Annotated in this window: 19 protein-coding genes and 2 pseudogenes; 11 read left to right on the top strand and 10 right to left on the bottom strand. The window is 56.2% G+C overall.

The features are described from left to right. Positions 1-330 precede the first annotated feature (330 nt). On the top strand, positions 331-1,434 hold the full coding sequence (gene gbdR, locus AC1DIG_RS09610; protein WP_477767117.1) for a choline metabolism transcriptional regulator GbdR: 1,104 nt from the start codon (positions 331-333) through the stop codon (positions 1,432-1,434). 43 nt (positions 1,435-1,477) lie between these two features. Continuing rightward, positions 1,478-1,821, top strand: a pseudogene (locus tag AC1DIG_RS09605) (GABA permease); the annotation flags it as partial. 175 nt (positions 1,822-1,996) lie between these two features. On the opposite strand, the gene AC1DIG_RS09600 reads toward AC1DIG_RS09605, so the two are convergent. The 6 genes from AC1DIG_RS09600 to AC1DIG_RS09575 all read right to left on the bottom strand — a co-directional run bounded on the left by AC1DIG_RS09600 (position 1,997) and on the right by AC1DIG_RS09575 (position 7,665). Further along, positions 1,997-3,358 (bottom strand): c-type cytochrome, encoded by a 1,362-nt coding sequence (locus tag AC1DIG_RS09600; protein WP_477767116.1) that lies wholly within the window; start codon positions 3,356-3,358, stop codon positions 1,997-1,999. A 3-nt stretch (positions 3,359-3,361) separates the two neighbouring features. Further along, complete coding sequence (locus AC1DIG_RS09595) at positions 3,362-5,008, bottom strand: GMC family oxidoreductase (protein WP_477767115.1); 1,647 nt, start codon at positions 5,006-5,008, stop codon at positions 3,362-3,364. Then, the gene (locus AC1DIG_RS09590) at positions 5,001-5,534 is read right to left on the bottom strand and encodes a sugar dehydrogenase complex small subunit (RefSeq protein ID WP_477767114.1); all 534 of its coding nucleotides are present in this window, start codon (positions 5,532-5,534) and stop codon (positions 5,001-5,003) included. The genes AC1DIG_RS09595 and AC1DIG_RS09590 overlap by 8 nt, the downstream gene beginning before the upstream one ends. A 70-nt stretch (positions 5,535-5,604) precedes the next feature. Beyond that, the gene (locus AC1DIG_RS09585; protein ID WP_477767113.1) at positions 5,605-6,951 is read right to left on the bottom strand and encodes a carbohydrate porin; all 1,347 of its coding nucleotides are present in this window, start codon (positions 6,949-6,951) and stop codon (positions 5,605-5,607) included. A 228-nt stretch (positions 6,952-7,179) separates the two neighbouring features. Further along, the gene (locus AC1DIG_RS09580; protein ID WP_477767112.1) at positions 7,180-7,413 is read right to left on the bottom strand and encodes a hypothetical protein; all 234 of its coding nucleotides are present in this window, start codon (positions 7,411-7,413) and stop codon (positions 7,180-7,182) included. Between the two features lie 3 nt (positions 7,414-7,416). Beyond that, positions 7,417-7,665: a hypothetical protein gene (locus tag AC1DIG_RS09575; RefSeq protein WP_477767111.1), complete on the bottom strand. Its 249-nt coding sequence runs from the start codon at positions 7,663-7,665 to the stop codon at positions 7,417-7,419. A gap of 690 nt (positions 7,666-8,355) precedes the next feature. On the opposite strand from AC1DIG_RS09575, the gene AC1DIG_RS09570 reads away from it, so the two are divergent. The 4 genes from AC1DIG_RS09570 to AC1DIG_RS09555 all read left to right on the top strand — a co-directional run bounded on the left by AC1DIG_RS09570 (position 8,356) and on the right by AC1DIG_RS09555 (position 13,798). After that, positions 8,356-9,777 carry an L-serine ammonia-lyase gene (locus AC1DIG_RS09570; protein ID WP_477767110.1) on the top strand — a complete coding sequence of 474 codons (1,422 nt, stop codon included), beginning with the start codon at positions 8,356-8,358 and terminating at the stop codon, positions 9,775-9,777. Beyond that, positions 9,761-10,723: a GlxA family transcriptional regulator gene (locus AC1DIG_RS09565; protein ID WP_477767109.1), complete on the top strand. Its 963-nt coding sequence runs from the start codon at positions 9,761-9,763 to the stop codon at positions 10,721-10,723. Before AC1DIG_RS09570 ends, AC1DIG_RS09565 begins: the two co-directional genes overlap by 17 nt. A 220-nt stretch (positions 10,724-10,943) precedes the next feature. Then, positions 10,944-12,155, top strand: a complete 1,212-nt coding sequence (locus tag AC1DIG_RS09560; protein ID WP_427533172.1) for a M24 family metallopeptidase — start codon at positions 10,944-10,946, stop codon at positions 12,153-12,155. 302 nt (positions 12,156-12,457) lie between these two features. Further along, positions 12,458-13,798 carry an MFS transporter gene (locus AC1DIG_RS09555; protein ID WP_477767108.1) on the top strand — a complete coding sequence of 447 codons (1,341 nt, stop codon included), beginning with the start codon at positions 12,458-12,460 and terminating at the stop codon, positions 13,796-13,798. Positions 13,799-13,885: 87 nt separating this feature from the next. On the opposite strand, the gene AC1DIG_RS09550 is transcribed toward AC1DIG_RS09555, so the two are convergent. The 3 genes from AC1DIG_RS09550 to AC1DIG_RS09540 all read right to left on the bottom strand — a co-directional run bounded on the left by AC1DIG_RS09550 (position 13,886) and on the right by AC1DIG_RS09540 (position 17,481). Beyond that, positions 13,886-14,902: a GlxA family transcriptional regulator gene (locus AC1DIG_RS09550; RefSeq protein ID WP_477767107.1), complete on the bottom strand. Its 1,017-nt coding sequence runs from the start codon at positions 14,900-14,902 to the stop codon at positions 13,886-13,888. Positions 14,903-15,231: 329 nt separating this feature from the next. Further along, on the bottom strand, positions 15,232-16,626 hold the full coding sequence (gene gabP / locus AC1DIG_RS09545) for a GABA permease (protein ID WP_477767106.1): 1,395 nt from the start codon (positions 16,624-16,626) through the stop codon (positions 15,232-15,234). 72 nt (positions 16,627-16,698) lie between these two features. Then, complete coding sequence (locus tag AC1DIG_RS09540; RefSeq protein WP_477767105.1) at positions 16,699-17,481, bottom strand: creatininase; 783 nt, start codon at positions 17,479-17,481, stop codon at positions 16,699-16,701. A 398-nt stretch (positions 17,482-17,879) separates the two neighbouring features. Between AC1DIG_RS09540 and AC1DIG_RS09535 the strand changes: the two genes are divergently transcribed. From AC1DIG_RS09535 to AC1DIG_RS09520, 4 genes are read left to right on the top strand one after another with little or no spacing between them, the layout of a single operon-like run. Then, a complete protein-coding gene (locus tag AC1DIG_RS09535) occupies positions 17,880-19,007 on the top strand; it encodes an extracellular solute-binding protein (protein ID WP_477767104.1) in 1,128 nt (375 codons plus the stop codon). Between the two features lie 23 nt (positions 19,008-19,030). Next, positions 19,031-19,960, top strand: a complete 930-nt coding sequence (locus AC1DIG_RS09530; RefSeq protein ID WP_477767103.1) for an ABC transporter permease — start codon at positions 19,031-19,033, stop codon at positions 19,958-19,960. Continuing rightward, complete coding sequence (locus AC1DIG_RS09525; protein WP_477767102.1) at positions 19,957-20,754, top strand: ABC transporter permease; 798 nt, start codon at positions 19,957-19,959, stop codon at positions 20,752-20,754. Before AC1DIG_RS09530 ends, AC1DIG_RS09525 begins: the two co-directional genes overlap by 4 nt. Before the next feature lie 40 nt (positions 20,755-20,794). Beyond that, on the top strand, positions 20,795-21,883 hold the full coding sequence (locus AC1DIG_RS09520; protein WP_019690420.1) for an ABC transporter ATP-binding protein: 1,089 nt from the start codon (positions 20,795-20,797) through the stop codon (positions 21,881-21,883). Between the two features lie 152 nt (positions 21,884-22,035). Here AC1DIG_RS09520 and AC1DIG_RS09515 read toward each other — a convergent pair whose 3' ends face one another. Next, complete coding sequence (locus AC1DIG_RS09515; RefSeq protein WP_477767101.1) at positions 22,036-23,463, bottom strand: sodium:solute symporter family protein; 1,428 nt, start codon at positions 23,461-23,463, stop codon at positions 22,036-22,038. Between the two features lie 261 nt (positions 23,464-23,724). Between AC1DIG_RS09515 and AC1DIG_RS09510 the strand changes: the two are divergent. Further along, positions 23,725-23,846: pseudogene (locus AC1DIG_RS09510) on the top strand (DNA-binding protein); the annotation flags it as partial. Positions 23,847-25,346 lie beyond the last annotated feature (1,500 nt).

Genomic DNA, 25,346 nt, shown 5'->3' with positions numbered 1-25,346 from the left:
GCGGCGCATAAGTTGCTGACCCGCGTTACCGGGTGCTTGAAGGCGTCTTCACTGCAACCCGCCAAGGGATGGTAGTGCCTAATAGTACGGAATTGCTCACTGTTCATGAACAATGGTGCTAACTCAACCTTTCCGCTTGCAACTATTTGCTCTTGCGACCTTCTATAATCAGAAATTGGTGGGGTTAATTTCTAAAAGTCATTGGAGTTCAATTTGACTTTGGCATGACGCTTGCTCACGTCACTGCCAGTAGCCCGCCATTTGCTGGACAGGTAATAAAAAGAGCCTGCGTCTGGGGCCATCACCTGTCCTGTGTGAGGAGATACCTCAATGATGTCGCAAAACTCCGGGGCCCAACCCCAGAACCGCACCCCACAATCCATCGGCTTTCTGTTGCTGGACAATTTCACGCTGATTTCCCTGGCCTCGGCGGTCGAGCCGCTACGCATGGCCAACCAACTATCGGGTCGTGAGCTGTATCGCTGGAGCACCCTCACCGCTGACGGCGGTCAGGTCTGGGCCAGTGACGGCCTGCAAATCACACCGGATGCGTCCATGCACAAAGCCCCGCCCATGGACACCGTGATTGTCTGTGGCGGCATCGGCATTCAACGCAGCGTAACCCGTGAACACGTATCGTGGCTGCAAAGCCAGGCGCGCCAGTCGCGTCGTCTCGGCGCCGTCTGTACTGGCAGTTGGGCCCTGGCGTGTGCCGGTCTGCTGGACGGTTTCGATTGCAGCGTGCACTGGGAGTGCCTGGCGTCGATGCAGGAAGCTTTCCCGCGGGTGGTCATGAGCACGCGTCTGTTCACCCTCGACCGTAACCGGTTCACCAGCTCCGGCGGCACCGCGCCACTGGACATGATGTTGCACCTGATCAGCCGCGACCACGGTCGTGAACTGTCGGCGGCGATCTCGGAAATGTTTGTCTACGAGCGCATTCGCAACGAACAGGATCACCAGCGCGTGCCGCTCAAGCACATGCTCGGCACCAATCAGCCGAAGTTGCAGGAAATTGTCGCGCTGATGGAAGCCAACCTTGAAGAGCCGATCGACCTCGATGAACTGGCGGTGTACGTCGCGGTATCGCGTCGTCAGCTGGAGCGGCTGTTCCAGAAATACCTGCACTGCTCGCCGTCGCGCTACTACCTGAAACTGCGTTTGGTGCGTGCGCGGCAATTGCTCAAGCAGACACCCATGTCGATCATTGAAGTGGCGTCTATCTGTGGGTTCATATCCACGCCACACTTCTCCAAGTGCTATCGCGAATACTATGGCATTCCGCCACGCGACGAGCGCGTCGGCTCCAACACCGCGCAACAAGTGGCGTTGATTCCGTTGCCACAAGCCTTGGTGCTGTCACCGTTGTCTAGAGCACTGTCGACGCTCAGCCAGGCCCGCAACGAATCAACCTTTGCCAGCGTCCGGGTATAGATTCATATCACGCAAAACTCTGGGGTATCGGTTAGTACCCCAGAGCTTCCTTAGCTATTTCATGCCCGCGGTTTGTTCGACTTTCTGCTCGCCAGCTCCGGCGCCATTGCCTTGCTTGTGTATCCGGTCATCGCAGTGTCTCAGTTGCGCATGCGTCGGATGCTGCACCGACAGAATGTCGAGCTGACCTTTCGCATGTGGCTGTTTCCGTGGCTCACCTATCTGGTCATCGCATTTATCTGCGCCGCGCTGGTGGTTATGTTGGTGACTCCTGAACACCGTGCCGAAGTGACTTCTACTATCAGCCTGGCACTGGTGATTTCCTTGATAGGCATTGTGCTGACGCGTCAGCATGAACAGCCTGAGAAGGTGGCTTCTGTGGTGTAAGGAGGGGAGGAGGCGGCTTCGTCTCTGCAAGCCGCGTACATCCGCCGCCGTTTGTGGGCGGGTGGTAACTGGAGGTGACAGAACTGGCAGAAGAGCTGGATGCTGCTCGCAATTCTACCGAGAACAAACAAGCTGTCGTTGCCTCCCCGGCAGGAGGCAACGAACTCACCCAACGCTATGACTGACGTTTACGCTGTGCCAGCCAAAGCATCAGCAGGAGCAACCCGATGATCCCCACCGTGATAGCTCCCTGAGCCAACGCAGCCAGGTGCGACACCGATCCACCGGCCCGCAGTTCCTTGACCAAGGCGGCGCTGACCTTGACGTCCGCGTTGCCATAATGACCGGTTAGGTAGCTAGCCAGCGTCGCGACCTGATGATCGTTGAGGATGTTGGCAAAGCCCTGCATCCTGATGTCCTGACCATCGCTGCCACGCTTGACGCCGTCCAGAATTACCATCACCAGATTGTTGGGGTTACTGCGCCCAACCGCAGTGTTGTGCAACAACGACGGCAAGCCGCCCTCGAAGCTGCCTTGTCCCTGAGCTTGGTGACACGTGCCGCAATGGGCATCGTACAGTTGGGCACCGCTCATCTTGTCGCCATCAGCCGGCAAGGCCACGCCACGGATGCTGGCCAGCTCGTCAGTCTTTTGCCCCAGGGCATACACCGGCTTGCTGTCTGCCGCAGTTTGTTGCGCAGGCACCGTCTTCAGGTAGACAGCAATGGCCTTCAGGTCGCTGTCGTTTAGGTGCTGCAGACTGTGGTCCACTGCTTCGGCCATTGGCCCGGCCGCCTGGGCTTTGCCTGGCGCTTCACCGGTTTTCAGGTAAGCGACCAGCTCGGTATTGTCCCAGCCCCCGATGCCACTGTTGATGTCCGAGGTGATATTCGGTGCATGCCAGGTACCGACATCACCGCCCGCCAGCTCTTTTGACGACACTTCAGCCATCATCAGGTTGCGGGGCGAATGGCATGTGCTGCAGTGGGTCAAACCTTGGGCCAGGTAGGCGCCTCGGTTCCACTCGGCATCACGCGACGTATCGGGCATGAAGGCCTTATCGTCGAGAAAGAGCAGGTTCCACGCAGCCATGGAGAAACGAATGTTGAACGGGAAGGGCAGAGCGGTCGGCTTGGCCGGGGTATCCACGGGTTTCACGGCGCTCATGAAGTAGGCATATATGGCCTTGATGTCTTCATCGCTCACTTTGGCATACGAGGTGTAAGGCATGGCCGGGTACAAGTGTTTGCCATCTGCGCGAATGCCTTTGCGCAGCGCATCGCTGAACTGCTCCAGGGAGTAGTTGCCGATGCCCGCTGTTTTCGACGGGGTGATGTTGGTCGCGATGATTTCGCCAATCGGCGTGGGCAGCGCCAGGCCGCCGGCAAACGGCTTGCCGCCGGGCACGCTGTGACAGGCGACGCAGTCACCGACGGTCGACAGGTATTTACCACGTTGGATCTGCGCGTCGTCCGCCGCGCTGGCATTCAGCGCAGCCAGCATCAAGGTAACCAGCGAAGTGATTTTCCAGTTCATGGTTCAGCCCCGCCCTTGTTCGGTGGCAGACTCGGACGGCGAAGTTCGGGCAATGACCCGATCCGGCAGGATGTGGTGCGCCGTGCGCAAAGTCAGCGCCGCGGCGGTCAGGGTCGAGTTCATGGTGGCGGCCGTCGGCATCACGCCGGTGCTGCAAATGAACAGGTTGTCATGGTCATGGGTACGACCATAGCTGTCGCAGACCGAGGTTCGAGGGTCGTTACCCATGCTCATGGTGCCGGTGATGTGCTGGTTGTTGGCAAAATTGCCTTCGGCGCTGTAACGCAGATTGGTCCCGCCCATCAGCTCTGCGATGCGGGCGAAGTCTTTGTGCGACTGCGCCGCGCCCTTGCGGGTGTAGTCGTCGATGGCGTAGTTGACCTTGGGCTTGGGCAGCCCCAGCTTGTCTTTCTGATCGCTCAGGCTGACGCGGTTCTCAGGGTTGGGCAACACTTCGAGCACATCCTTGAGGCTCATCTCAAATGCCGCGCGGTGACGAAGCTGCTTCTCGAATTCCGTGCCATACACCCCGGCTGCAATAAGCGCGTCCGTGGCTCCATTCACCCGGGAGATATTGGTGAAGTCCAGGCGATAAGGTGCGTGCTCCGAGCGGAAGGCGCCATCGCGCATGGTATTAATCGAGCTTGGACTTTGCGGCCCGCGGCCCAGCCACAACTCTTCATCGGCATCGAAAGTGATGGACGTGCTCGGGTGGTCCATCAGGTTACGACCGACCATGCCGGAGCTGTTGGCCAGGCCATTGGGGTATTTGTCGCTGGCCGACATCAGCAACAGTTTCGGGCTTTCAATGCCGTTGGCGGCGAGGATGAAGGTCTTGCCGGTAACCCGGTGCGATTGCTTGTCCGGGTCATAGTAATGCACGGCGACGATATGCCCCTTGTCATCATGTTCAATGCGATAGACCACGGCGTTGATCTGCAGCTTGGCACCCGCGTCTATTGCGGTCTGAATGGCAATGCCGCCATGGTATTGCGCGTCGATCGGGCAGATCGGCTGACAACTGTTGTTGCCACAGCAGGCCGGACGACCATCGTACGGACGACTGTTGCGTCCAGTGGTGTTGCCCACCACGGCGTAAGTCGGCGCCAGGCGTTCGCGAATGCGCCGCATGGCGTAAGGTTCGGTCACCGGCTCCATCGGAAACGGCTTGCTGCGCGGTGAGCCGGTGTTGTCGGCCCCCGAAACGCCCCAGATCTCTTCCGCTTCCTGATAGAAAGGGTCGAGTTCTTCGTAAGTAATGGGCCAGTCGACGCCCACGTTGTAAAGAGTCTTGATCCGCATATCGCCCGGCACCACGCGCCAGGCTTGGGCCGCCCAGTGCCAGGTCGTGCCACCGACGCCACGGATGTATTCTGCCGGGTACGGATAAGGGCCGCCCTGGATCAGGTAGCCATTATCAACCGGCTTGTAGACCGGATGAGGTGCCCAGTCACTGCAGGTATAGGGCGACATCCAGTCACTCTTGCGCGTGGAGTTGCGGAAGGCCGCGACGATACGGCCTCGCTCGATAGGCCCGCCGGCTTCCAGAATCAGCACCGAAGCGCCTTGTTTGAGCAGATGGGTCGCGGCCATGGAGCCGCAAACCCCCGAACCGATGATGACGATGTCCGCGGACAATTGATCAGACATTTTTCACCTCGACGATTGGATGGCTTGCCCAGCTTCCGTAAGGACCGTAGGCGTAGGTAGGTGGTTTCAGGACATCGGCGACCATCTCCGCGTTGAGCGCGTGCTCGTAGGCCAGGCAACGGGCCTTGGCACCACTGCCGACCACGCCCATGAACCAGGCCATGGCGATCTTGCGTGGAACGATGGCCAGGGGCGACTTTTCATCATCCAGGGTTCTCTGCAACTGCATCGGATCCACGTGACGCTCGTTGATCAGTGCAAGCAAGTCCTTCACGCCCTTGACGAAGGCCGGGTCATCGGCCAGGAGGGCCTGATACAGGTTGTTTGCCAGGACTTTGTCCAGACTCTGGCGACCGGCAATAATCGCCGAGAGTGCCAGAAACGCGCCTTGTTCTGCGTTGTCGATCGGCTCAGCCAGTGCAAAAGGAATCAAGGAGGCGGTATAGGCGGTCAACAGGCCTTTTAACAGCATTCGCCGGGTCGTCTTCAGCAAGCCGGAGCTCTCTAATTCATTCAGTCTATTCATGGTGATTCCTGCAGTGCCGGATGATCTGAGCGGTGCGTCCCTGCACCATCGTTTTGTACCGGTAGACAAGTCAGAACACGGTGTTAATCGTCAAGCCGGCAACAGTTGCGTTATCGACTTCGTATACACCGCCCGGATGAGCGAGGTATTGAATGTTGGGGCGCACCATCAGCCATGGCGTCAACTGGAAGTCGTAGTGAATCTCGGCAACGTACTCGGCGTGCTGGACTGGTTGGTAGCGTGGATTGCTGTAGTCAACCAGATTGTTGGCCTGGTTCTGCAATTCCTGGTTTTTCGTCAATGCCGGGTTGACGTGCATCTCACTGAGACCGAACGCGAGGGCATCCTTCGGGCGTGCATCGAATGGACCGGCATAAATGGCGCCCATTTGCGCCTGCCAATCGAGGGTGGAGCTTTTCTTGTCGTACTGCGCAAAGTGGGCGAAGAGGCTCAGGCCGCGCTTGGCATCCCCCCCCACGGTCGTGATCTGTTGGCGGGCGTAGGCGTACATGCCATAACGACCATCATGTTGATCGACAGGGGCGCCGGTGATCGCTTTGTCATTACCGTTGACGTCCTCCAACACGTCTTTGGCCGTGGCGCTGTTCCAATAGGTGCCCACCATGTACTTACCGGCCATCCCGGCATCCCCCAACCGCGGCGTCCAACCAATTTCCCCGAGATAAGTGTTGCCTGTCTGGCCCGAGGTATTGAGCTTGAAGCCGTTATTGCTATCGAGCAGGGTCGGGTTGTACTCGTAGACGCCTAACTGGGCGTAGACCGTCGGGGTGAAGTTGACTTTGACCCGCCCGCCCCACTGGCTGACCGGAGAGTTGAACCAGACCGTTGCACCATGGCCAGCCAGACCGCCACACAAGGAGTTGTTCTGAAACACGCAGCCCGTCGAATCGAAGTCACTGCCAATCGGCAACCGACCTACTTTGATATCGAGCACATCGTCGAAGAACTTTTGCTGATACGCCAAGGTGCTAATACGCCAGGTTTGACCTCGCCCATAGTTCTCCTGAACCGAAGAACCGATGGTTCCAGTGCGAGGGTCGGTCAGTCTGTCATTGGTAATATCTCGCCCACTGCGCTCGGTGATCAGGAGTTGCAAGCTGGCTTCATGCCAACCCAGGACCTTTTCAAGATCGATGGCGCCACCCAGGTTGAACTGATCGGTGTAGCGTGCAGTATGGTCGTGATCATACCCACCATTGATATTGGCAGCGCTTTCCGACTGATAGCTGAACTGGAAGTCATAACCCTTGTCGAGCAATTCTGTTCGAAGGCCACCCCAGTCACCTGTCATCCATCGAGACGATGATGAAAACATCGGTTCATCCGACCAGGCACTCATTGCCAAACCGCTCAGGACAAATCCTGCGGTCAGACCGGTAATAGTTGTTTTTCTCATACAGATGTTCTCCAACATATTCTTCTAGTGATGAGCTTCGTCCGCCTAGCGGTGGGAGGCCTTGCCGCAGAACACCTGGTAGCTTTTAGGTATAGCCCTTTTCCGAAGAAACCTGCTTCATTCGGGTATTGAAGGGTTGCAGGCTATGTATCGAGGTGCCTGCTGGCGGATATCCGTCGCTGTCCGGCTTCGCGCCGATTCTGTTGATCCGGTGCTTATGGGCGGTGTTCAATCGGGGACTCTTGATCTGATCAATTGAATGGCCATCAGTTTTTCAATACCATCATTAATGATCGCGTCGTTATCATGCAAAACTTCCAGAGTGCCACGAATATTCGAAGCAACTATAGTAGATCCGCTTTCTTCAACCCACAGGGCTAACTCTTCCACGGCAGCACCGAGGGCGTTTTGGTTTGCTATGATTTTTGAAAGTAGTGCTGATATCAAACGGATGGTATTCATGATTTACTTCAGGTGCGTTTGCGAATCCAGATGGGTATTAAACAAACTCTTTACAAACTCCAATTCGTGAGGTGTTAGAGCAGGATCATGATTAACGCCAAGCGGTACCGGCAACTCGCTTTGACGGCATGATTCCCATGCGCGCTTCCATACTTCCCACTCACGGTTCACGGATGGATTCGCATATCCGCCCTGAAACTTTTCAAGGCTGTCCGGCGCCTGAGTTGATTCGAATATTTCACGCATTGGCATTGTCACACGGGCTCCACAGTATCCAGGGTGGTGATTTTTCAAGCATCCGGTCGGATGAAAGTTAGAGTGTTGCGGACTAGGATATTAGTGAAAACTTGAAAGTACGTGCCTGACATACTGTTTTTTAAGTCTGGTCTTGCAAGATGAATTCACTTGCAAAAGCCATCATACAGATAAATCCGAATTAAAAATTCGAAGATCGATATTTCTACACTGCCTGTGCACGTAGTTGTCTTTTTCAAAGAATAGACAGGTAGCTTAGCAGGTCAGCACAAAGCGATTGCCGACCGAATGCGTAATTTTTCATTACCCAATGCGTAACAATAAATATTTTTATCAAGGCTTTTAAAAACAAGACTATTCATGACATTTAAAAGTTATTCTTTCGAGTGCTTGAAATACTCTCTTGTTTGGGTTTAACAGATGAGTCGCCGGGCGTTTCTGCCCGATGATCAATGGGCGCGGATCGAGGATTTGTTGCCCGGTAAGATCAGCTGGCGTGGCGGTATGTTGGGTAGCTCGAACGGGGGACTATTGACCTCATCTCCCAGGGGCCACCTGTTGACTTCCTACCCGCAATGGGTAGTGGCGAACACTTTGGGGGCGATTTCTGACACGTCTGGATGATCCCAGACCCCGACAATTCGATTGGTTCCTAATAACCTTGAAAACGGCGTGCGGAGATCAACGATGGCTATCAGTGTTTTTGACTTGTTCAAGATTGGAGTCGGCCCCTCCAGTTCTCATACCGTCGGCCCGATGCGTGCCGGGGCTCTGTTTGTCGAAGCCTTGTGCGTACGGGAATTGCTGGCGCAGGTGCAGCGCGTCGAGGTGCGTTTGTATGGTTCGCTGTCGGCCACGGGTATTGGTCACGGCACCGATAAAGCAGTGATCATGGGATTGATGGGGGAATGGCCAGACAAGGTCGACCCGTTACAGATCGAGCCAAGGATGATGGATTTGCGTGAAACGCAATGCCTGCTGCTGGCCGGTCAATACCCTGTGCCTTTTGTCTGGCAGCGGGACATGTTCCTGCTGGACGAGAACCTGCCTTACCATCCCAACGCCATGACCTTGAGCGCGTTTGCCGATGATCATCTGCTGCTGTGCGAAACCTACTACTCCATTGGAGGTGGCTTTGTCATTGATCAGCAACAGGCGGCAAGTGGCCAACTCGATCAAGATCTGACCGAACTGCCCTATGACTTCAGTACAGCGGCACAGTTGTTGAGCCAGTGCAGTGCTCATGGGCTGCGCATTTCCCAGTTGATGCTGGAGAACGAACGGGCATGGCGCAGCGAAGCAGACATCCGCCAGGGGCTGGCGCAGATCTGGCAAGCCATGCGCACCTGTGTCGACAACGGGCTCAAACACGAAGGTGTATTACCTGGTGGATTGAATGTGCAGCGCCGTGCGGCGCGCCTGCACCGCAGCCTGCTGGAAATCGGCAAACCGAATGTCATCGGTTCGACCTTGAGCGCTATGGAATGGGTCAACTTGTTCGCTCTGGCGGTCAACGAAGAAAATGCCGCCGGCGGGCGCATGGTCACCGCCCCCACGAACGGAGCTGCGGGGATTATTCCGGCGGTATTGCAGTACTACATGAAGTTCTGCCCGGAGGCCAAGGACAGCGACGTGGTGGACTATTTTCTCGCCGCGGCGGCTGTAGGCATTCTGTGTAAACGCAATGCGTCGATCTCCGGAGCGGAGGTCGGTTGTCAGGGCGAGGTCGGTTCAGCCTGCGCGATGGCTGCTGCCGGCCTTGCGGAAATCCTGGGAGCCAGTCCAGAACAAGTGGAAAACGCAGCGGAAATCGGCCTGGAGCACAACCTCGGGCTGACCTGCGACCCAGTCGGGGGATTGGTGCAGGTGCCATGTATCGAGCGAAACGCAATCGCCGCGGTGAAAGCAATCAATGCCGCGCAAATGGCCCTGCGCGGTGACGGTACGCATTTTATCTCTCTGGATCGGGTCATCCGCACCATGCGTGATACTGGCGCCGACATGCATGACAAATACAAAGAGACCTCCCGTGGCGGGCTGGCCGTCAGCTCCATCGAGTGTTGTGCCACCATGACCAACAGGAGAGTGGGAGATGCTGCAACCGACTGAATCTTGCCGGCAATCACTGGCGGCACTGCGTATTGGTTTCTGGTTGACTGATGCCTTCGATTTGTATGCCTTGGCCAATGCGCTGGAACCTTTGCGCCTGGCCAATCAGGTGGCTGGGCGTAGCATCTGCCAGTGGCAGATTCTCAGCCTGGAAGGCCAGCAACTGAGCGCCAGTAACGGCATGGCTTTCGCTACCGCACGACTGGATCAGGCACAGCCACTGGATGTGTTGATCCTCTGTGGTGGCGAGAACCTGCACACTCGAACGGATAATCCAGACCTTCGCCAGCAACTGCGCCACTGGGCCATGCAACCGATCGGGCTGGGGGCCTTTGGCAAGGCCGGCTGGCTGCTGGCGCAGATAGGCGCGCTGGACGGTTTGCGCTGCAGCCTGCCGGAACCCGACCCATCGCTGTCCTTCGGTACCTTCAATCAGTTGACGCCAGTGGCCGCACCGTTCTGCGTTGACCGCCAACGTCTGACCTGCGTCGGCCCACAGGCCGTTCGAGGGCTGATGCATGAACTGCTGGCCCGAACCTACGGTCGTGGTCTGGTACTGCGCATGGAACAACACGTAGCCCGACAGGCCAAGCCTCTGCAACCGATGTACAACACTCCGACAAAACTTCAGGCGACACTGGAATTGATGAACAATCACCTGACCCGCACATTGGGTATCGACGAACTGGCTGAGGCCATGGGCATTTCTCGTCGACACCTGGAGCGGTTGTTCAAACGTAATCTGGGGTGTTCGCCATCACGGCACTATCTGGACTTGCGCCTGCAACAAGCACGTCAGTTATTGCAGACCGGTAAACGGTCGATGGCGGGGGTCGCTCGCGAGTGCGGATTTGTCTCGCTGCAACATTTTTTCCGCTGTTATCGCCAGTACTTCGGCGCGCACCCGCGCGAACATGTGGAAGCGAGCTTGCTCGCGCTTGTCTGACCCGTTGCCAATGCCCCCGCCAAGCGGCTTTCACCGCGCTTGCCGGGGGCATTGTCGTTTTTGTCTGAGGGTGCTGAAAGCCACTTTTGAAAAGAGCGGATCTGACCAACTACAGGTCGGATTCGCGCAAAAAACCTCACTGTGCATCTGTTCGAATGATCTTCAGCGACCAGCCAGAGTGGCGCCATCTGTCGCTCAATCACTGACAAGGATAAATAACATGCAAATGCCGAAAACCATCCAGATCAAGAACGGCGAAAAAGTGACACCGACGTTCTCGGCTCAGGAATACGCCAATCGCCAGGCCAAATTGCGGGCTTATCTGGCGCAGAACGATATCGATGCGGCAGTTTTCACCTCCTATCACAACATCAACTACTACAGCGATTTCCTGTATTGCTCGTTCGGGCGTCAATACGCGCTGGTCGTGACCCAGGACAGTGCCGTGACCATCAGCGCCAACATCGATGGCGGCCAGCCTTGGCGCCGGACCATGGGCACTGAGAACATCGTCTACACCGACTGGCAGCGCGACAACTATTTCGTCGCGATCCAGCAAGCCTTGCCCAAGGCCGGTCGTATCGGTATTGAGTTCGACCATCTGAATGTGCTCAACCGCTACAAACTCGCCAGCCGTTACCCGCAGGCCGAACTGGTGGATATCGGTGCACCGTGCATGCGTATGCGCATGATCAAGTCTGCCGAAGAACACGCGATCATCCGCCACGGCGCCCGTGTGGCGGACATCGGCGGCGCGGCCATCATAGAGGCCTTGCGTGATCAGGTTCCTGAGTATGAAGTAGCCCTGCACGCCACTCAGGCGATGGTCCGCGAAATTGCCCGCACCTTCCCGGACTCCGAACTGATGGACACCTGGACCTGGTTCCAGTCCGGCATCAACACAGACGGCGCACATAACCCGGTGACCTCGCGCAAGGTCAACAAGGGCGACATCCTCAGCCTCAATTGCTTCCCGATGATCGCCGGTTACTACACCGCTCTGGAACGTACATTGTTCCTGGACCACTGTTCCGACGAGCATCTGCGTTTGTGGGAAGTTAACGTCAAAGTGCACGAGGCCGGTCTGAAACTGATCAAGCCGGGTATGCGCTGCTGCGACATCGCCCTGCAGTTGAACGAGATATTCCTCGAACACGATCTGCTGCAATACCGCACTTTCGGTTACGGTCACTCCTTCGGCACGCTGAGCCATTACTACGGTCGCGAAGCCGGGCTGGAACTGCGCGAAGACATCGACACCGTACTGGAACCGGGCATGGTGGTTTCCATTGAGCCGATGATCATGCTGCCTGAAGGCCTTCCGGGAGCGGGTGGCTATCGTGAACATGACATCCTGATCGTCAACGAACAGGGTGGCGAAAACATCACCAAATTCCCGTATGGCCCGGAACACAACATCATCAAAAAGTAAGATCAGACGCCGCACAGAGTACCTGTGCGGCGTTTCTCTTTGATGAGTGGCAAAGGTGTAGAAAAAAACCGTCCCGGCGATTGAATCCAACCGAAAAAAAAACCAACGCATGCGTGCCGAGAACGCGCAGCATTTACTGACCCTTAACCCTGTCAAGTAAAACAATAGAGGGTATTTGTCATGTTATACGTCTCGATTCCGGCCACAGGCCCAAAGCATCGCCACCTCAATCCTGCTTCAGGCAGCGATCAAGCGTTGCCTCTTCATCTCGATAACAGCACTTCTACCACCGGAGGTGCCCAATGAGCGCCCAAAGCGCAAGTCTGACACCGCCCCTGGAACAGCAGCTTGAACAGACGTCCGAGCGCAAGGCATTACGCAGTGCGGCCAGTGCCAGTTTCATGGGTAATTTTGTCGAGTGGTTCGACTATGCGGCCTATGGCTATCTGGCAACGATCATCGCGCTGACGTTTTTTCCGCAAACTGATAAGGCGACAGGCTTGCTGGCGACTTTCGCGGTGTTCGCGCTGTCGTTTATCGTCCGTCCGATAGGGGGATTGGTCTGGGGTCACTTCGGTGACAAATATGGGCGGCGCAGTGCGTTGTCCTGGTCGATCCTGATCATGTCCGTCTCAACCTTCTTTATCGGCGTTCTCCCTACTTACAATCATATCGGTCTGTGGGCGCCGGCCTTGCTGTTGATGATCCGCCTGGTTCAAGGGTTTTCCGCTTCCGGCGAGTATGCCGGGGCATCGGCCTTTCTCGCCGAATATGCGCCTGAGGGTAAGCGCGGTTTGTACACCAGTATCGTCCCGGCGAGTACGGCGGCCGGTTTGTTGTTTGGCGCGGTGTTTGTGGCCGGTCTGCATTCATGGATGAGTGTCGAGGATCTGCACAGCTGGGGGTGGCGCTTACCCTTTTTGTTAGCGGCGCCGTTCGGGCTGGTGGGCCGCTATATCCGCATGAGATTACAAGACACGCCCAAGTTCCTGGAGATGGAAAAGCGCCTTGAAGCCAAGGAGTGCAAGTCCCATGCTCCCGTTCGCGAGTTGCTCACCGTACACCGGCGCAGCGTGATGATCGGGATTGGTGTGACCTGCCTGAATGCGGTGGCGTTCTACCTGTTGCTCAGTTACATGCCAACCTACCTGTCCACTGAAATGGGCATGAGCGAGAGTGATTCGTTCATGGCCTCGACAGTTTCGCTGGCGACCTATATCGGGCTGATTTTTCTGATGGGCAAACTGTCGGACCGGTTCGGGCGCAAGACCATGTTAGTGACTGCTTCGTTACTGTTTTTGGCGCTGACGTTTCCGCTGTTTGGCATGCTCAACAACCAGCCACTGATCGTGGTGTTGATGATCCAGATTGCCTTCGGCGCAATCCTGGCGATGAACGACGGCACCTTGCCGTGCTTCCTCGCCGAGATATTCCCGACCCGTGTGCGCTTCAGTGGTTTTGCCTTCAGCTTCAATATTGCCAATGCAGTGTTCGGCGGCACCGCACCATTTATCGCGACCTGGCTGATTCAACTGACCGGCAACAAAATGGCCCCGGCCTGGTATCTGCTGGCGGCAGCGGCGGTGGCGTTGATTGCCATGCTGGCGAGCCGGGAAACGGCGCATAAAGCCTTGCAGGACTGACCCGCAACATCGCAATACCGTAGAAAGCCGGGTTACTGGCGATGGCGACCTCGTGGACGCCATTGCCGGCAAGCCGGCTCCTGCGGATTAATGCAAGGAGGCCACTTGCTTGCGCTCGCCGATGGGCGACACCCCGAAGAAGCGGCTGTAGCATTTGGAGAAATGCGCAGGTGAAACAAAGCCGCAGGCGAGGGCGATATCGCGTACTTGCGACTCGCTACGTAGCAGTAATTGCCGTGCCCGTGAAAGGCGCAATTCCAGGTAGTACTGACTCGGCGTGCGTTGCAGGTGCTTGTGAAACAGGCGTTCCAGCTGCCGCACCGACACCTCGTTCAACCGCGCGAGTTCCTCAAGGCCCACCGGTTCCTCAAGATTGGCTTCCATGATCGCCACCATCTGACTGAGCTTGGGCTGGGACGTGCCCAGTTTTTGCCGCAATGGCACACGCTGTTGCTCCTGCGCGCCACGTACCCGATCACACAGGAGCAACTCGGCCGCATGCGCCGCGATGTCCCGACCACCGGGTTCGCGGGCAATCAATTGCAGCATCATGTCCATGGACGCCACGCCACCGGAACAGGTGTAGCGATCGCGATCGAGTTCGAACAGCTGGTTGGAAATGATGATCCCTGGAAAACGTTCCTTCAGCGCCTCAATGTCTTCCCAGTGAATCGTGCAGCGATAGCCCTTGAGCAAATCGGCGCGTGCCAACAAGTGGCTCCCCGTGCAAATCCCGCCGAGTGACACCTGATCATGCGCCAGCTTGCGTAGCCAATTGAGCAACGGTCGGCTGCTGTGATTGGAGACGATCGGGTTTGATCCGACAACGAACAGAATGTCGAGTTTGGGTGCATCGGTGATGGAGTAGTCGGGCAGGATACGCATGCCGTTGCTGGCAGTGACCGGCTCCAGGCTGGCGGCGATGATCACCGTGCGGAACATCGGTTGGCGAGCCGCCATATTGGCCATGCGCAGGGTTTCCACGGCGGAGGCGAAGCCGATGGTGGTGAAGTTAGGGATGACCAGAAAGCCCACGGTTTTAACCGGCCGTTGTTCACTGGCCGAACGTCTCGCAGCGGGGGGCGCCGTCTGGAGTTTCGCCATTAATACTACTCCTCAACTGCATAAGGGACGCGCGCTGCGGCAARCTGCCCACGTGGGCAACATCCTCTCGTTTTTATGATTTTTAACCCTGGTTTCAGGTTTCTGGATCTTACACCGAGTGTCCGATCAATAGACCAAAACGAGATGAATTTGCACGCAAAATATGAGTGGGACTGGATCTGGCTCCATAGCCGAAGGGGAGTGTACAAAACCAAGGGAGAGAGGCCGGAGGGAGAAAGAAAAAAAACCGGCCAGCTCGTGGGGGAGAGCGGGCCGCAAAGAGGTGAGCGAGGATGAACGTTCGTATACGGCGTTATGTGGATAGCGAGTCAGGCGTTTTCTGCTTGAGCCATATCAACGTTTTGCAATGTCGTTTTCTTGGAGTTGAAGATTGCGCCAATGCAAACGATGGACAGTGTGAGCGCTCCCGTAGCAATCACTTCCATGCGGTGCTCTGGCAAAATCAGCATGACAATCAGGATGCTCAGGATGCAGAAAATAACCAGGTAGCTGAGCCAAGGGTAAAACCACATTTTGAATGCGATCGGCTGTCCCGAAGCATTCATTTTTTTGCGAAGTACCAGTTGAGAAACAGCAATGGCCAGATAGACAAGCAGCGCAACAGCTCCAGAGCTGGCCAGGAGGAAGGAGAACACTTCGTTGGGCGCAAAATAATTGAGTGCCGTGGTCAGGAAACCAACCGCCGTGCTGGCCAGCACCGCAATATAGGGCACCCCGGAAGACGAGGTCTTCTGAAGTACTTGAGGGCCATCCCCGCGCTTGCTCAGAGAGTAGACCATGCGTGACGCCGTATAGATGGCCGAGTTGAGGCAGCTGGCTACAGCAATCAGCACGACGATATCTACAATCATTTTCGCGTGTGGAATATTCATCAACTCAAGCGCTCTCTGATAAGAGCCGACTTCCATAAGCATGGGGTCGTTCCAAGGGACGATGGAGATGATGAGGAACACCGATACGATATAGAAAATCCCCATTCGCCAGACGACGGAGTTTGTCGCGCGGGTTATCTGTCTGGAGGGGTTCTGAGATTCAGCAGCGGCAATGGTGACGATTTCTGTGCCCATGAAGCTGAACACTGTAGTCAGCATCGCACCGATAACGGCAGTCATGCCATGGGGCATGAAACCACCAAACTCGTGGCTCAATTGAACGACACCACTGACCGTCGTATCCGGTAATGCACCTGCCAGGGCCAGTGCGCCAAGCGCGATAAACCCCAATACGGCGATGACTTTGAGCATGGCGAACCAGAATTCAAACTCTCCGTAACGGGCGACGCTGAATAGATTGGTCAAAGTCAGCAGGCCGGTGACCGCTATCGCAAACTCCCAGGTTTGAATGGCGGGAAACCAGGCGTGCAGGATGGCGGCAGCGGCAATGGCTTCAATGGGAATGACCAGCACCCAGAACCACCAATAGAGCCAGCCGATGGTGAAGCCAGCGCTGCGTCCCATCGCCCGCTCGGCGTAGGTAGAAAATGATCCTGTATCCGGCGATGCAACCGCCATCTCTCCCAGCATGCGCATGACCAGCACCACCAGGGTGCCGGAAAAAATGTACGCCAGGATAGCGGCAGGCCCTGCCGCGGCGATGGCGTGTCCTGAACCGATGAACAGGCCGGCGCCAATGGCACCGGCAATGGACAGCATGGTGACGTGACGCTGCTTGAGGCCTGGGGCCAGGTTTGAGCTGCTGGACATGAGACTTACCCTTTTTATTCTATTTGGGGAGGGGAAAGCGTGGGCGTTTGTTCCGGCACGTCCGTGTGTTCTTCAAGTCTCCAATTCAAACGCTTCCCGTACCGCGGCGCTGATGCCCGAGACACAGACTTCAAGAATCAGTTCGCCTTTCTCGCGACTGGATCCTTTAGGCGAGGACAGCGTTCCGCTGGCTGGCGTGCGCTCAGGGATGATGGGGAAGACGTCGTATGGCGCAAAAGTGGCGGGAGGGTGGTCAACCGCACGACTCAGATCGACCTTGTCGGGGTGAAGGGCCAACATCAAGGACGTTTCGAAAATACCGCCATGCTCGATATCCCAACCGAGGAATCCGTCGGGGTATAGCTGTTCGATGACGGCGGGATCGTTGACGAAGTCCCAATAAGACAGCACGACAACTTTGAAGTCACTGATGCCGGCGTAGCGAAGTTCTCGCAAGGCCAGATCAATGCCCTCGACGATGAACATCGAGTTTTCGTAGTGACCGTTCATCATCACCAGTTTGCGTGTGCCATGGCGTGCAAGCTCTCTGATGATGTCCTGCACGGTCCTGGTCAGCGTGGCGCCATCAAGGCTGGTAGTTCCAGGAAAGTGGTTGCCGCCGCCTGATTTCTGCTGAGACTTGTAGCCATAGGCCAGGGCAGGCAAAACCAGGCCGCTGACATTTTGCGCTACCGCCTTGCAGAGGGCGGTAGGCAGTAGCACATCGACCTCCATACACATGTGATGACCGTGCTGCTCCAGGGCACCAACCGGCAGAAAGACAGGGCAGCCGGTAGCAACCTTCTCTGCATACTCCGGCCAGGTGAGTTCTCCAATAACGACACTGTTGTTCATCTACACACCCTTAGAAAGTGATTGACCGCTCGGTGATTTTTAAACAGTGGCTGGGGGCGTTTGCCCGTTGTCCGAGCAACCCGTTGGATTGCAGGAATCGAAGGGGCTGCGCAGAGCAATTCGATCAGATAGGGAGGGCATGGATTTGTCTAAATCCGACCCATAAATGACAAAACCCCCTCTAATTTGGCATTTATGGCTAGGTAACAAGGTACGCAGATGCCGCTTTTGAGCAAGAACGGCGATAAGTCGGATCTGACAAAGTCCAGGTCGGGCGTGCACAAAAATGGGTGGTAGCGAACTGCTGCAATGCATCGGGCCAGCCAATGAAGCGTCAGGTTGGCAGCGATAACAGGCCGCAGACAAGAGCACCTTCCATCCCCCCGGGAGAGACAATAATGAGAAATCGCATCGACCTTTCGCGCCGTACATTCCTCAAGACCAGCAGTATCCTGGCAGGTACCGCAGCGCTTTGTGGTGTGCTGCCCTTGAGAAGTTTTGCCGCAGCGGAAAAAGAGTTGGTGATCCTCGCATGGGCAGGACACGCAGAGCCGGACATCGTCGCCAATTTCGAGCGCATGTACGGGGTCAAGGTCCGGGCCAAGTACTACACCGGTGGGGACAACATGCTGGGGCTGATCTCGCAATCGCCACCCGGCACCTTCGATCTGATCCTGTCCGACGCCGAATATGTTCAACAACTCAATGCCGCCGAATACATCGAGCAGCTCGACCCCGCTGACTACCCCTTCGATGACTTCTACCCCGAGTTCCAGCATTTCCCCGGCCACTGGCAGGGGGGAAAGCTCTATTCGGTCCTGATTCGGTTTGGCTTTCTTGGCATCGCCTACAACACCCAACTTGTTCCCGAAGCCAAAGTGCGCAGCTACGACGTGTTCTGGGACAAAAGCCTCAAAGGCAAAGTTGGACACTTCGACTGGCACTTGCCGAACCTTGGGCAGATCAGTTTGATGAATGGCAATGCGCGTCCCTATGACATCGATACCGCGCACTGGCAGGTGGTCCAGCAGAAGATGATGAGTCTGCGCCCGCAGATCGGCGGCTTCTTCGATTACGGCGGAACCTTTTCTTCGCTGAAGAACGGTCAGATCCATGCAATGTGCGGTATCGGCGACTGGATCACCGGCGTCTTGCAGCGCGCCGGCGCACCGGTAAAAACCGTTCTGCCGGAGGAGGGTGGGTTGCAATGGACGGAGTCTTACTGCATCGCCAGAAAAGCTCACAGCCCGGAGCTGGCGAAGAAGTTCATCCAGTACATCACCTCACCAGAAGGCCAGGTCAAGTCGGCGAAGATGGCCGCCTATCCAGCCCTCATCCCCAACAAGCGAGGCTGGGACCTGCTGAACCGGACCGATCCTGTCGAAGCGAAGCGTCAAGGCATGGTGCTTGGTCAGCGCAACGTCATGGATGACATCCGTGACGGTCGCATCAAGTACCGCGAGCTCCCGGTCCAGCAAAACCTGGAGGAGTGGAACGACTTCTGGTCGCAATACAAGGGTGCTTGACGGGACGCGTGGAGGTGGTCGCAATGATTTCAGACAATTTAAAGACTTCGCCGCCGGTGCTTGCCGGCAACGCTGCCGCTGAGACGCCGACGCGGCAGCGCGGCAACAAGAAAAGATTCCGCTTGCCCTGGTACGGCCTCAGCTTCTCGATGCCTATCCTGATCTGGCAGTTGATCTTCTTCATATTCCCACTGGCATTCCTGATGGCGATCAGTTTCTGGGTCGTGCGCAACTTCCGGATGGTGCCGACGTTCGAGTGGGTGAACTGGAGCTACATGCTTAGCCGCGGGTTCTTCTGGGACGCCTATGTCCACACCCTTGCAATGGCCGCGGGGGCAACGGTGCTGGTCAGCATGATGGCTTTCCCTTGTGCCTATGCGATCGCCTTCAAGTTCCGCGAGTCGGCTAAGCAGTTGCTAGTGCTGCTGCTAATCACACCGTTCTTCACCAGCTACCTGGTGCGTACCTATTCATGGCAGGTGTTCCTCAGCGATAACGGCATTTTCAACGCCGCGCTAGGCCAGATCGGGCTGCAGCCGTTGCCAATGCTCAACACTGCGTTCGGCACCTATGTCGGCTACTTCACGCTATGCCTGCCGCTGGTGGTGTTGTTGCAACTGTTCAGCCTGATGTACATCGACCGCTCGCTTATCGAGGCGGCGCACAACCTCGGCTGCGGACGGATGAAGACGGTCGTCCAGGTGGTGGTGCCGTCCGCGCGGATCGGCATCGTCGTCGCGGCGTTGTTCTGCTTCATCCTGACGTTCGGCGACTTTGTCAGTCCGCTCTACCTGGGCGGTGGCCAGCCGCCGACCTTGAGCACGCTGATCACCGATACCACCAAATCCGGCCAGCAATGGCCACGCGCGGCGGTGATCGCAACGATGATGATCGTGACGCTACTGATCGCGGCCTTCGGTGCAGTCCGCTTCGCTTACCGGAGGCGCGCATGAACGAGCATCGCCTGATTAACGTCTTGCTGCGCAGCTTTGTCGTATTGGTGTTCATCTTCATCTTCACGCCAATTGCCGGCAGCTTCGTGTTCTCATTCAACATCGACCGTTTTCCATCCTTGCCGCTGGGCGGCTTCAGCCTGCACTGGTACGAGATGATCGCCGCCGACCCGGCGGTTTGGCAGGCATTCAGGAACAGTCTCGAGGTGGGTGTGGTGGTGTCGCTGGTATCGACCCTGCTCGGCTTCACTGCAGCCTATACAGACTTGCGCTACCAGTTCTTCGGCAAGTCGATATACATGGCGCTCGCGCTGCTGCCGCCCACCATTCCGGTGGTGATCATGGGGCTGGCAATGCTGGCTTTCCTGTCGCGGGTCGGGCTTTCCGGCGAGATATACGCCGTAATGATCAGTCATATCGTGATGTGTGCGCCGTTCGCGATGGCGGTGATCCGGATGCGCCTGGCGCAGATGGATCCGAACATTGAGGCTGCAGCGTGGAACCTCGGCGCCAGTCAATGGAAGGGCATGCGCTATGTGATCCTGCCGTTCGCGGCGCCCAGCATTTTCGCCGCGCTGTTTGTGACCATGGCTGTTTCCTTCGATGAGTTCGCTGTCGCCTGGTTCGTGTCGGGGCTCAACGAAACGGTGCCGGTGCGCATCCTCAATACCTTGCAAGGGCAGGTGAGCCCGACCATCAATGCGATCGGGACGATCGTCTTCATTACGACCATGACCTTGGTGATCCTCGCACAGCTGCTGCTGATGCGGCGCAAGAAGCCGGCGAGCGCCTGAGGCTCCCCTGACAACCACCTGAACCCGAAGGAATTCAACCATGACTCAACCACTGGTGGTATTTGATAATGTGGTCAAGCATTTCGGCAGCTATCAGGCCGTCGAGCGTATGAACCTGGAAATTTACAAAGGCGAGTTCGTCGCGATCATGGGTTCGAGCGGCTGCGGCAAGACCACAACGCTACGCATGCTCGCTGGCCTCGACAAGCCGAGCGAAGGCGAGATTCGCCTGAACGGCGAGCGGATTAATGACCTCTATTCCTGGGAGCGGGAGACGCCACTGGTCTGGCAAAACCTGGCGCTGTTTCCGTTCCTCAACGTGCTCGAGAACGTTGAGTTCGGTCTGCGGATGCGAGGCATGGCCAAGGCCGAGCGGCGCAAGAAGGCGCTGCATTGGCTTGAGCGGCTTGGGTTGGAGGAATTCGCCACGCGCGATATCAGCCTGCTCTCTGGTGGCCAGCGCCAACGTGTGGCGCTGGCACGTTCGTTGGTCACTGAACCGCCGATCCTGCTACTCGACGAGCCGCTGAGCGCGCTCGATGCTCATCTGAGCGTACGAATGCAGGGCGTGCTGACCGGGCTGCAAAAAGACCTTGGTATCACCTTTGTCTACGTCACCCACAGTCAATCCGAAGCCTTTGCGATGGCCGATCGCGTTGTGATCATGAGTCGGGGGCGGGTTGAACAGATTGGATCGCCGCAGGCGGTTTTCATCGAACCGCACAACCGCTTTGTCGCCGAGTTTGTTGGCGGCAAGAACATCCTTTGCGGCACTGTCGCCGGCTTCGATGATGGAGGGTTGGTCCGTATCGACTCGGAGCACGGCGAGTTCCAGGCGCGGCTGCCGGAGGGTAAGTCGGTTGTCCCCGCAGAGCGAGTCACTGTCTGCGTGAGTGCCGAGCATATCGACCTGACCGCGCAGCCTGCCCGGCGCAACCGGCTGGTTTGCACCGTGGTCGGTGAAGAGTTCATTGGTTCGATGGTAAACATCTACCTCGAAACCAGCAGTGGGCTCGAGTTGCAGGTGCAGAAACCGCATGCCGATTACAACCTGCTTGGCGTGCACTGCGGCCAAAAAATCTTCGCTGAGTGGGACGGCGCGTACGCGCTGATTCTACGCGGCGACTGAATATCGGGGCCGTCCAGACTGTTTGGCAACCGCTACGCCAGGAAAATCCGCAACCCATATCAGGTTTCGGATTTTCCCGCTGTTCAAGGATGAGTCACTAGTACCTGAGCAGCATTATCGATTTGAGCCGGATGACTGTGTTAATAAAGTGGTCAGGCACCCTGTTGTTTCAGCTGTTCTACGGCTGTCGGTTCAACCGGCTCGGGTGGTGCACCGCGTCGCGTAACGTGGCTGATGCTCATGATCACCAGCGGCGTGAAAAGGGCGATGTAGGCATTGTCGATGCCCCACGGATTGCCTGCCAGGAACCAGCCGACGGTAGCCACCAGGGAGACGATGATGCTCAGAAACGCAGCTGTCGCAGTGCCGAATTTCGGTGCGTAGAACACCATGAGTACCAGCACTGCCAGAGAGGCGCGTAGCGCCTTGCCGAGGAACGCAATCATCAGCACTTTGTCAGAAGTCAGGGCCAGCGCGATGGGCAGCAGGCCGACGGCGATGGTGGCCAGGCGGACAAAGCGCAGGGATTTCACGTCGCTTTTTTCCGGGTTGAACCATGGCTCGTAGAAGTCGCGCAGCAACAATGTAGCCGAGCCCATGCTGACCGCCGAGATGGTGCCGAACAGCGAACCTGCCAAACCTGCGACAACCAGGCCGGCCGTCAGTTGGTCCATGCTTGCGATCAGTCGCGGGAAGGCTTGCAGCGAATCGACCTGGGGGAATAACGCCGCGCTGCACATGCCGATCAATGCAGCTCCTATACCGAATGGGATCATCAGGATTGCGCAATAGAAGCACGCGCGCTGCGCCTTTCCTGCGTCGCTGACGGTGTTAACCGCCTGAATTACATATTGGGTGGAGAAGATCGAGCCGATACCGGCAATCATCCAGGCGATGATTTGCCCCCAGCCGATGGCGGTCCAGTCGAACATGCTTTGCGGCAATTGAGTCTGCAGCGCGCTGATTCCGCCGACCTGTTTCAGGCCGAACCACAGCGCTAATCCGACGCCGAGGTATTTGAGGCTGGCGTGTACGAAGTTGGTGTAGATGACCGAGCGCATACCGCCGATGCTGACATACATTACTGACACAACACCCACAATAATGATCGCCAGAGTGCGATCCACTTGCAGCACACTGGCCAAAACCGCACCGCCGCTGGCATAGATCGAAACCGCAACAATCTCCAGGGCGAAGATAGTGATGATCGATGTGGCGAAGCGTGTTTTTTGCCCGTAGTTGCGCGCCAGTACACCGGAGATGGTGTTGTCACCCAATTCTTTGTATTTACGCGCCAACAGCCACGCGAACAACACAAAGCCCAACGCCAGCGCGAAGAGGTTCCAGGCGGCAGAGATTCCGGTTTTGAAGCCTGTTTGAGCGGTACCGACACTGACAGCCGTGCCAATGAATTCCGACAGCATCAGAAAGCCGATCAAGAACGCAGGGAAATGCCCGCCGCCGGTGGTGTAGTTAGTGGAGCTACGAGAATGCCGACGAACACCGAAGCTGATCAGCGCGAGGCTGAGCATGTAGAAACCGGTGATGGAAAGGACAATCCAGGAAGAGGAGGGCTGCATGTTCATCACCCAATCGATGCGTTGAAGGTTGATGGGGATACTGCTGGAACGTTTTCTCCGGCACGGCTCATAATTATGCTCTTTAGGTATTTTTGTAATTAATGGCAGTTTCCTCTCTATTGTTTAGGCGGTCTAATATCGAACAAGTATTACTTGATACCTTAAAGGTATTTTTTGCAGGTCGTTCCATTCCCGAATCACACTCAAGATTATCGCTGCTGAGGTAAACCCAATAGAGCGTCTTCATCAGCATTTCGCGGCCTGGCCCGTGGCGAACGGTCGACCGTCGAACGGGTGCGCCTGGAGCTGGGGCGCAGCAGTCCGGCGCGGGTGGGCGGCCTGCTGGGTAGCTCGCCGAGAGGCTGAACGGGCAGAGTCGTCTGCTCAGATTCAGGCGCACGCTGTCGCGGTTGGAGATTTCGATGACATCGATCGTGCGTAGGCGGCATAGCAACCTGAGCATTTGACCGAAGCAAATTTTGGAGCAGCTACCAAGGTGAATGTAACTCAGTCGACGTTGGTATTGCCGCGAATGGCAGCCCGTGAAATCCGTGCACCAACTCCATGCCGAAGTGCAGATCATCAGTAGAGTTAAATTCTTTTTCCAGGCGGCAAAACGGCTATGCAAGGAATCTAGTTCTCGAATTGAAAAGAGATTACTTCCGAGAGCTTGTGAGCTTGCAATCTGATCACCGAGTCCCCCACGTAAGAATACATAGAGGCGCATAATGTATATTATGTTAAATAATGTGTCTGAGCGGAACTTTCTATGCTTGAGGTCAAGCGCACCGAACTAATTCTCAGACTGCCCGCTCAGTTGCGCCAATCGCGGTTTAAGTGGAAAGCCCCTCGCTATCCCCCCTCAAGCCTTGATTTCTGGGGGCTTGAGCGCATCCCATATGCCAATCCGACAGGTTTTTTTAACGAAACCAGTGGAAAAATCTGTTAGGCGAAAACTCGTAACCTAATGATTTAAAACAACATTTATAAATTAAGCTCGAATGGAATAGCTCTCTAGCCCAAGGAGGAATTAGTGGACTGAGATCAGAAGGTGCGAATCCATGGCTGCCCTGAAACCCACGCAAGACAGGGGCTCCAGCGATTTTTGAGGAAATAAGTGGACATTCCAACCCTCCGTTTCCTGAGACGAAATAAGTGGACACTCCATGCTGACAGAGCGCTGCCAAGGTCTTGCCGGAGACCTGCTGAAGCTCAGCGCCCGCTTGCACACCAGAGCCTAAACCGAAGCCTCTCAAAGCCGCTGCAACTTCCTCAAAGCCCCGTAATACTGGGCCAGCGCCATACCCACCACCATTCGTCTTGCAATCACGCACTGATGCACGTCGGCTCGCCGCTGCTCCTGAACGACATGATCATTGACACGGAGCCGGATCGTAGCCTTCCTAGATGGCGCCGCTGTTTATTAAAACAATAAGTGGAAATGCCATGTGCTAATCGTACCTAAAAACCCGTGAAACCCACGAAAACATGGCTCTCTCGGGCATTCAACGAAATAAGTGGATGTTCCTGAGGGCGTTTCCATTTAAAAAATTAAATGGAAAAACCATTCCTGCTTATCCACTCATTCTGACAATATTAGGTTAAATAATTTCTGAGATCGTTCAGAAAGTTCGCAACCCATAAAGAAGCGGAAAGCCAAACTGAAACTGACAATATATAATTAAATTAACAAAAATCCCGAGCGCGACATAAGGAGTAAAAAATCACACTAAAAAATTTGCGGAAAAACCAACAGAACAATCGCCTTAGTGCATACTTAAAACCTTTGTCAAGCCGAAGCTTAAAATTATCTCCGCTGAGCAAGGGTAGTTGCAACGGCGTCTTTCAGGGGCTAACATCGAGCAATGTCAACCAGTTCAAAT

Source organism: Pseudomonas sp. 05N431 (assembly GCF_056397005.1).
The sequence above is the reverse complement of the archived record's forward strand: the minus strand, read 5'-3'. Positions and strand labels throughout refer to the sequence as shown.